This is a genomic window from Nocardiopsis sp. NPDC007018, assembly GCF_040635075.1.
Taxonomy (GTDB): Bacteria; Actinomycetota; Actinomycetes; order Streptosporangiales; family Streptosporangiaceae; genus Nocardiopsis.
Map to the genome: position 1 here is coordinate 1 of NZ_JBEYHA010000097.1, position 7,594 is coordinate 7,594.

Below are 7,594 nucleotides of genomic sequence, written 5' to 3' on the forward strand. Positions count from 1 at the left end.
CAGGTGTTCGCGTGCGAGCTCGCCCTGGCCAAGGGCAATGACGTGGACCAGCCCCGCAACCTCGCCAAGAGCGTGACCGTGGAGTAGGCCGGGACCCCGCCCGCCCGCCGGGGCCCCTACTGCGGGGCGTCGCGCAGCATGCAGGTCAGACGGGAGGTGCAGACCTTCCGGTCCCGGTCGTCGGTGACGGTGATGTCCCAGGTGGCCAGCGTGCGTCCCAGGTGGACGGGGGTCGCCACCCCGGTGACGTACCCCTCGGTGGCGGAGCGGTGGTGGGTCGCGTTGATCTCGATGCCCACGGCGATCCGACCGAACCCCTGCGCGTGGATGGTGGAGCCGATAGAACCCAGGGACTCGGCGAGCACGCACGAGGCGCCGCCGTGCAGGAGTCCGAAGGGCTGACGGTTCCCCTCGACCGGCATGCGGCCCACGACGCGCTCGGCGGAGGCCTCGGTGATCTCGATGCCCATGCGCTCCCCCAGGCCTCCGGAGAGCGCCCCGGAGTCGATGAGTTCGCGCATGCCCTCGGCGTCTGTGGTCATGGTGGTGCCTTCCGATCCGGTCAGGTGAACCCGTAACCGGTCGAACCGACCGGTCGGGGGAGGTGTTCCCGCGGCGATGGCCGCGGGCTGTCCGTAGCGCATCCTAGGATTCGTTCTGTGGTGACCAAGCGAGAGACCCCTGACCAGACATCCCAGGCCGACGGCGGGCGCGCCCGGCTGCTCCTCCTGGACGGCCACTCGATGGCCTTCCGCGCGTTCTTCGCGCTCCCCGTGGAGAAGTTCGGCACCAGCACCGGGCAGTCCACCAACGCGGTGTACGGCTTCGCTTCCATGCTGGTGAAGCTGCTGCGCGACGAGGAGCCCACCCACGTCGCGGTGGCGTGGGACCTGTCCGGCCCCACCTTCAGGGACGAGGAGTACGACGGCTACAAGGGCGGCCGCTCGGAGACCCCGCCGGAGTTCCCCTCCCAGGTGCCGCTGACCCAGGACCTCATGCGGCTGATCGGCGTCACGAACCTGTCCGCGCCCGGCTTCGAGGCCGACGACGTCATCGCCACGCTCGCGCACCAGGGCGGCGAGGCGGGCATGGAGGTGCTGATCGCCTCCGGAGACCGGGACGCCTTCCAACTCGTGACCGAGGACTGCACGGTCCTGTACCCGGGCAAGAGCCTGTCGGACCTGCGCCGGATGGACCCCGAGGCCGTGCTGGACAAGTACGGGGTCACCCCGGAGCGGTACCGCGACCTCGCCGCCCTGGTGGGGGAGAAGGCCGACAACCTCCCCGGCGTCCCCGGGGTGGGTCCCAAGACCGCCGCCAAGTGGATCACCAAGTTCGGCTCCCTGGAGGAGCTGGTCGCCCGCGCCGACGAGGTTCCCGGCAAAGCCGGCCAGAACTTCCGCGACCACCTCGACGACGTCCTGCGCAACCAGCGGCTCAACAAGCTGGTCACCGACGTGGAACTCGACACCGGGGTGCGGGAGCTGGGCCTGGGCGAGGCCGACCGCGCGGGCGTCGACGCGCTCTTCGACAACCTGGAGTTCGCCTCCAACCTGCGCGAGCGCCTGTACGCCGTCATCCGCGCCGGTGACACGGGGACGGCCCCGGAGTCGGGCGCGGCCGCCGAGGGCTTCGCCGTGGACGTGACGGTGGCCGCCACGGGCGAAGTGGCCGCCTGGATCACCGAGCACGCCGCCGCCGGTGCGCTCACCGACCAGGCTCCGGCCGGGCTGGCCCTGGACGGCGTGTGGGGCGCGGGGACCGGCAGGGTGGACGCCCTCGCCGTCACGGTGCCCAGCGGCGCCTCCCTGTACGTCGACCCCACCGTGCTGGACGCCGCCGACACCGAGGCGCTGGCGGCCTTCCTCGCGGACACCGGGCGGCCCAAGGCGGTGCACGAGTACAAGGGCGCCCTGCTCGCCCTGGGCGCGCACGGGTGGGAGCTCGGCGGGGTGATCAGCGACACCGCCCTGGCGGCCTACCTGGCCCAGCCCGGGCAGCGCCGGTTCGACCTCGCCGACCTGAGCCGCAAGTACCTGGGCCGGGAACTGGAGGGGGACACCGACGGCGCGCAGATGACCCTGGACCTGGGGGAGGGGAGCGGGGGCCGCGGTCACGGGCTGGCCGTGCGGGCCGCCGCCACCCGGGACCTGGCCGGGGTGATCGCCGCCGAACTCGACAAGCGGGGCGGCACCCACCTGCTGCACGAGGTGGAGCTGCCCCTGGTGGACGTGCTCGCCCGGTTGGAGCGGGCGGGCATCGCCGCCGACCGGGAGTACCTGGAGGGCCTGCGGGAGGAGTTCGCCTCGGCCGCGCGGGGCGCGGTCGAGCGGGCGCACGAGATCGTGGGCCGCGAGTTCAACCTGGGTTCGCCCAAACAGTTGCAGCAGGTGCTGTTCGAGGACCTGGAGCTGCCCAGGACCAAGAAGATCAAGACGGGGTACACCACCGACGCCGACGCGCTGGCGTGGCTGGCGACCCGCACCGACAACGAGCTGCCGGGCGTGCTGCTGCACCACCGGGACCAGACCAAGCTGCGCACGACGGTCGAGGGCCTGATCAAGACGGTGGCCGACGACGGCCGCATCCACACCACCTTCAACCAGACGGTGGCGGCGACGGGACGGCTGAGCTCCACTGACCCCAACCTCCAGAACATCCCGGTGCGCACGGATGTGGGCCGACGCATCCGGCGCGCGTTCGTGGTCGGGGAGGGGTACGAGGAGCTGCTCACCGCCGACTACAGCCAGATCGAGCTGCGCATCATGGCGCACCTGTCGGGCGAACAGGCGCTGATCGACGCCTTCAACAGCGGCTACGACTTCCACGCGCACATGGCGGCGCAGGTCTTCGACATCGAGGTCGCCGAGGTCGACGGCGAGGCGCGCTCCCGGATCAAGGCGATGAGCTACGGCCTGGCCTACGGGCTGAGCGCCTACGGCCTGTCCCAGCAGCTGGGCATCACCCCGGAGGAGGCGAAGAAGCTCATGGAGGACTACTTCGCCAGCTTCGGCGGGGTGCGCGACTACCTGCACCGGGTGGTGGACGAGGCGCGCAAGGTGGGCTACACCGAGACCATCCTGGGCCGTCGCCGCTACCTGCCGGACCTGACCAGCGACAACCGCCAGCGGCGTGAGATGGCGGAGCGGATGGCGTTGAACGCGCCCATCCAGGGGTCGGCGGCCGACATCATCAAGGTGGCGATGCTCCAGGTGGACGCCGCGCTGCGCGAGGCCGGGCACCGTTCCCGCGTGCTGTTGCAGGTGCACGACGAGCTCGTGGTGGAGGTGGCCCCGGGCGAGCGCGAGGCGGTCGAAAACCTCGTGACGCACGAGATGGGCTCCGCCTATGATCTGCGTGTCCCACTGGGTGTCTCGGTCGGCAGCGGGCAGAACTGGCACGACGCCGCGCACTAGGGCGCGGCCGTGAACGCGGAGGTGGTGGCGGTGGCGGGGCAGGACGAGACCACGGGTGGTCTGGCCGTGGGGCCCGTGACCGTCCCCTCCGACGCGTTGACGTGGCGGTTCTCCCGGTCCTCGGGGCCGGGCGGGCAGCACGTGAACACGTCCGACACCCGGGTGTCGCTGTCGCTGGACGTGGCGGGGTGCCGGGCCCTGGGGGCGACACGGCGCGCCCGCGCCCTGGAGCGGCTCGAGGGGCGCCTGGTGGACGGGGTGCTGACGGTGTCGGCGCAGACCCACCGGTCCCAGGCGCGCAACCGGGCCGAGGCCCGGGAACGCCTCGCGGGCATCCTCGCCGAGGCGATCGCGCCACCGCCCCCGGAACGGCGGCGGACGCGGCCGAGTCGGGCCGCCAAGCGGCGCCGTCTGGACGCCAAGCGTCGGCGGAGCGACGTGAAGCGGTCCCGTTCGCGTCCCCCGATGGACTGACGGGCGTCCGTCGAACCACGCGTTCCGGACTTTTTTCCGAACGCCTCCGCCCGGTACCGCCGAGCCGGGCGCGAGGCGCGTCAGACCCTGGCAGACATGGCCGGGGGGCTAGTTGATCTTCCCCACCCGGCTCGGGTAAATTGCGGCCACGACGGCCTCGCACGGCGCCCTGTCCCCGTATTCCGATTGACCTGTGCGCTCGCGTCTCATATTCTGGCGTCAGCGTTGTGGGTTCGTGCGGGCGTCCGCTGTCTCCGGTAGGGGGCAGGAGGGTTGCACCGCTTCGGTCTCCACTCTGGACCGGCGGCTGGCGGTCACGGACGGCTCGTTCCGTACATGTGACCTTCGCTTCTTACTTCTGGACTGCGGATCGACGGGCTCGAACCTGCGGCGTGCCCATTTCCTGTTCCTGTCCGTATCCGGAGTCCACCCACAAATGACGAGCAGCACCGAGGCCACCTCGACACCCCAGGTAGCGGTCAACGACATCGGGTCCGAGGAAGCCTTCCTCGCGGCGATCGACGAGACCATCAAGTACTTCAACGACGGTGACATCGTCGAGGGCACCATCGTGAAGGTCGATCGAGACGAGGTCTTGCTCGACATCGGCTACAAGACCGAGGGTGTCATCCCCTCTCGGGAACTGTCGATCAAGCACGACGTCGACCCCGGTGAGGTCGTTGCCGTCGGCGACCAGGTCGAAGCCCTCGTTCTCCAGAAGGAGGACAAGGAAGGCCGTCTGATCCTGTCCAAGAAGCGCGCTCAGTACGAGCGGGCCTGGGGCACGATCGAGAAGATCAAGGAAGAGGACGGCGTCGTCACCGGCACCGTCATCGAGGTCGTCAAGGGTGGTCTCATCCTCGACATCGGCCTGCGCGGCTTCCTTCCGGCGTCCCTGGTCGAGATGCGTCGCGTCCGCGACCTGCAGCCCTACGTCGGCCGCGAGCTCGAGGCGAAGATCATCGAGCTGGACAAGAACCGCAACAACGTGGTCCTGTCCCGTCGCGCCTGGCTGGAGCAGACCCAGTCCGAGGTCCGCCAGACGTTCCTCAACACCCTCCAGAAGGGTCAGATCCGCAAGGGCGTCGTCTCCTCGATCGTCAACTTCGGTGCCTTCGTGGACCTGGGCGGCGTCGACGGTCTGGTGCACGTCTCCGAGCTCTCCTGGAAGCACATCGACCACCCGAGCGAGGTCGTCGAGGTCGGCCAGGAGGTCACCGTCGAGGTCCTCGACGTGGACATGGAGCGCGAGCGCGTCTCCCTGTCGCTCAAGGCGACCCAGGAAGACCCGTGGCAGCAGTTCGCCCGGACCCACCAGATCGGTCAGGTCGTTCCCGGCAAGGTCACCAAGCTCGTCCCGTTCGGTGCGTTCGTGCGCGTCGAGGAGGGCATCGAGGGCCTGGTCCACATCTCCGAGCTGGCCGAGCGCCACGTCGAGGTGCCGGAGCAGGTCGTCCAGGTCGGCACCGAGATCTTCGTCAAGATCATCGACATCGACCTCGACCGCCGTCGCATCAGCCTCTCGCTGAAGCAGGCCAACGAGAGCGTCTCGCCCGACCAGGTGGACTTCGACCCCACGCTGTACGGCATGGCCGCCGACTACGACGAGCAGGGCAACTACAAGTACCCCGAGGGCTTCGACGCGGACAGCGGCGAGTGGCTCGAGGGCTTCGAGGCCCAGCGCGACGAGTGGGAGCGCAGCTACGCCGAGGCGCAGGCCCGCTTCGAGGCTCACCGCAAGCAGGTCGAGGAGGCGCGCGCGGCCGAGGCCGACGCCGCCAACGCTCCTGCCGTGGAGGAGGACGAGGAGGACTACACCGGTGGCGGTCAGAGCGCCGGCGGTTCGTCGTCCAGCTCCGAGTCCAGCAGCGGTGCGCTCGCCTCGGACGAGGCCCTGGCCGCCCTGCGCGAGAAGCTCGCGGGCGGCGAGGCCTAGAGGTCGTGTCGCCGGGCTTCGGCCCGCGTGATGGCTGAGTGAGGGGCCGTCTCCACCCAACGGGTGGGGGCGGCCCCTTCGCGTGTCAGCGGGCCGGTCCCCGGGCGGCGGCCGTGGCGCGCAGCAGGTCGCCGACCAGGTCGAGGTCGACCGTCCCGGGGGAGCGGAAGCGCACACACCCCTTGCCGGTGTCCCGTGAGGCCAGCCGCTCCGCGTGGGCGGCCATCACGTTCTCCCGGGTGAAGTAGACCGCGACGTGGCGTCGCTGCCGGGCGAACGACACCTCCAGGACCCCGTCCCTGCGGTACCCGGGCATCCCGTACGCCATCACCTCCTCGAACCCCGCGAGCTCGGCCCGGCACAGGTCCCGGAGCGCGCCCATGGCCGCCCGTTCCGTGCCGGGAAGCTCCGCCAGATAGGTGTCGACGTCGACCGCCCCGCTGCTCACCATGGGTACGAGCCTACTCACCGGGGGCTAGGGTGGCCTGGTACCCGCCGAGGGCGGGCCCCAGCTGAGGAGGCGACGTGTTCGACATCCACCCGGCCACCCCCGACGACGCCGGTGAGATCTTCACCCTGCAGCGCGCCGCCTACGTGGACGAGGCCCAGGCCTACGGCGACCCGTTCATCCTGCCGCTCACCGAGGGGCTGTCCCGGATCGAGGGCCTGCTCGCCGACGACGGCGCCCTGGTACTCAAGGCGGTGGTCGGCGCCCGCCTGGTCGGCGCGGTCCGGGCCGGGATCACCGAGACCACCGGCGTGGTCGGGCGCCTGGTGGTCGCGCCGGACCTACGACGCAGGGGGATCGCGGGAGCCCTGCTGGCCCGGGTGGAGGACGACCTGCGCGAGCGCAGGCCCGACCTGACGGCGCTCACCCTCTTCACCGGGGCGCAGACCCCCCGCAACCAGCGCCTGTACCGGTCGCTGGGCTACGCGGAGACGCACCGCGAGCGGGTGGCCGAACACCTGGTGATGGTGCACATGCGCAAGGAACTGGCCCCGGTGGGCGCGGGGTCGGCGTGACGCCCGCCCTCCGCGCCCCCTAGGGTGTGGCCCATGCTGAAAGTGGGTCTCACCGGCGGGATCGGTTCGGGTAAGAGCGCGGTCTCCGCCGCGCTGGCCTCCTACGGGGCGGTCGTGATCGACGCCGACGCCATCGCCCGGGAAGTGGTCGCGCCCGGCACCCCGGGACTGGCCGAGGTGGTCGCCGAGTTCGGCGAGGGCGTGCTCGCCGCCGACGGAAGCCTGGACCGGCCCGCGCTGGGTGCGATCGTCTTCGCTGACAAGGCCCGCCTGGCCGGACTCAACGCGATCGTGCACCCCCGGGTGGCCGAGCGCAGCGCCGAGCTCATGGCCCGGGCCGAGGCCGCGGGCGCCCGGGTGCTGGTCTACGACGTGCCCCTGCTGGTCGAGAACGGACTGGAGCCGCTCTACGACGTGGTGGTCGTGGTGGACACTCCCGACGAGGTCAGGGTGGAGCGGGTCTCACGCGACCGGGGGATGCCCCCTGAGCAGGTGCGGGCCCGGATCGCCTCCCAGGCCGACCGGCGGACCCGACTCGCCTCGGCCGACCTGGTGGTGGACAACTCCGGCACCCGTGAGGAGCTCGCCGACCGTGTGGCGGAGCTGTGGCGCGCGCTCCTGGAACGCGCGGCCTAGGCACTGTTTTTTGGACGGGTCAGGTCACGGAGCCAGATCCTGATCGAGGCCACCTGCACAGTCCCGTCGAAGATCGCGGCCCGCTTGTCATAGCGGGTCGCGACCGCCC

At 71.0% G+C, this 7,594-nt stretch carries 7 protein-coding genes; 5 read left to right on the plus strand and 2 right to left on the minus strand.

Annotated elements, in window-relative coordinates; genetic code table 11:
• Nucleotides 1-116: 116 nt before the first annotated feature.
• Nucleotides 117-542: a hotdog fold thioesterase gene (locus ABZ635_RS26850; protein ID WP_357770010.1), complete on the minus strand. Its 426-nt coding sequence runs from the start codon at nucleotides 540-542 to the stop codon at nucleotides 117-119.
• A 117-nt stretch (nucleotides 543-659) separates the two neighbouring features.
• Between ABZ635_RS26850 and polA the strand changes: the two genes are divergently transcribed.
• The 3 genes from polA to rpsA all read left to right on the plus strand — a co-directional run bounded on the left by polA (nucleotide 660) and on the right by rpsA (nucleotide 5,826).
• Nucleotides 660-3,416 (plus strand): DNA polymerase I, encoded by a 2,757-nt coding sequence (gene polA, locus ABZ635_RS26855; protein WP_357770011.1) that lies wholly within the window; start codon nucleotides 660-662, stop codon nucleotides 3,414-3,416.
• A gap of 30 nt (nucleotides 3,417-3,446) precedes the next feature.
• Nucleotides 3,447-3,890, plus strand: coding sequence for an alternative ribosome rescue aminoacyl-tRNA hydrolase ArfB (arfB, locus tag ABZ635_RS26860; RefSeq protein ID WP_357770019.1), 444 nt, complete (start codon nucleotides 3,447-3,449; stop codon nucleotides 3,888-3,890).
• 436 nt (nucleotides 3,891-4,326) lie between these two features.
• The gene (gene rpsA, locus ABZ635_RS26865; RefSeq protein WP_357770012.1) at nucleotides 4,327-5,826 is read left to right on the plus strand and encodes a 30S ribosomal protein S1; all 1,500 of its coding nucleotides are present in this window, start codon (nucleotides 4,327-4,329) and stop codon (nucleotides 5,824-5,826) included.
• Nucleotides 5,827-5,911: 85 nt separating this feature from the next.
• Here rpsA and ABZ635_RS26870 read toward each other — a convergent pair whose 3' ends face one another.
• A complete protein-coding gene (locus ABZ635_RS26870; RefSeq protein WP_357770014.1) occupies nucleotides 5,912-6,277 on the minus strand; it encodes a DUF1801 domain-containing protein in 366 nt (121 codons plus the stop codon).
• A 74-nt stretch (nucleotides 6,278-6,351) separates the two neighbouring features.
• On the opposite strand from ABZ635_RS26870, the gene ABZ635_RS26875 reads away from it, so the two are divergent.
• Nucleotides 6,352-6,849 (plus strand): GNAT family N-acetyltransferase, encoded by a 498-nt coding sequence (locus ABZ635_RS26875; protein ID WP_357770015.1) that lies wholly within the window; start codon nucleotides 6,352-6,354, stop codon nucleotides 6,847-6,849.
• A gap of 33 nt (nucleotides 6,850-6,882) precedes the next feature.
• The gene (gene coaE / locus ABZ635_RS26880) at nucleotides 6,883-7,485 is read left to right on the plus strand and encodes a dephospho-CoA kinase (RefSeq protein ID WP_357770017.1); all 603 of its coding nucleotides are present in this window, start codon (nucleotides 6,883-6,885) and stop codon (nucleotides 7,483-7,485) included.
• Nucleotides 7,486-7,594 lie beyond the last annotated feature (109 nt).

What these genes read in the sequence shown, in the direction of transcription:
- rpsA (WP_357770012.1), top strand. Translation starts at nt 4,327, where the DNA reads ATGACGAGCAGCACCGAGGCCACCTCGACACCCCAGGTAGCGGTCAAC.
- coaE (WP_357770017.1), top strand. Translation starts at nt 6,883, where the DNA reads ATGCTGAAAGTGGGTCTCACCGGCGGGATCGGTTCGGGTAAGAGCGCG.
- ABZ635_RS26870 (WP_357770014.1), bottom strand. Translation starts at nt 6,277, where the DNA reads ATGGTGAGCAGCGGGGCGGTCGACGTCGACACCTATCTGGCGGAGCTT.
- ABZ635_RS26850 (WP_357770010.1), bottom strand. Translation starts at nt 542, where the DNA reads ATGACCACAGACGCCGAGGGCATGCGCGAACTCATCGACTCCGGGGCG.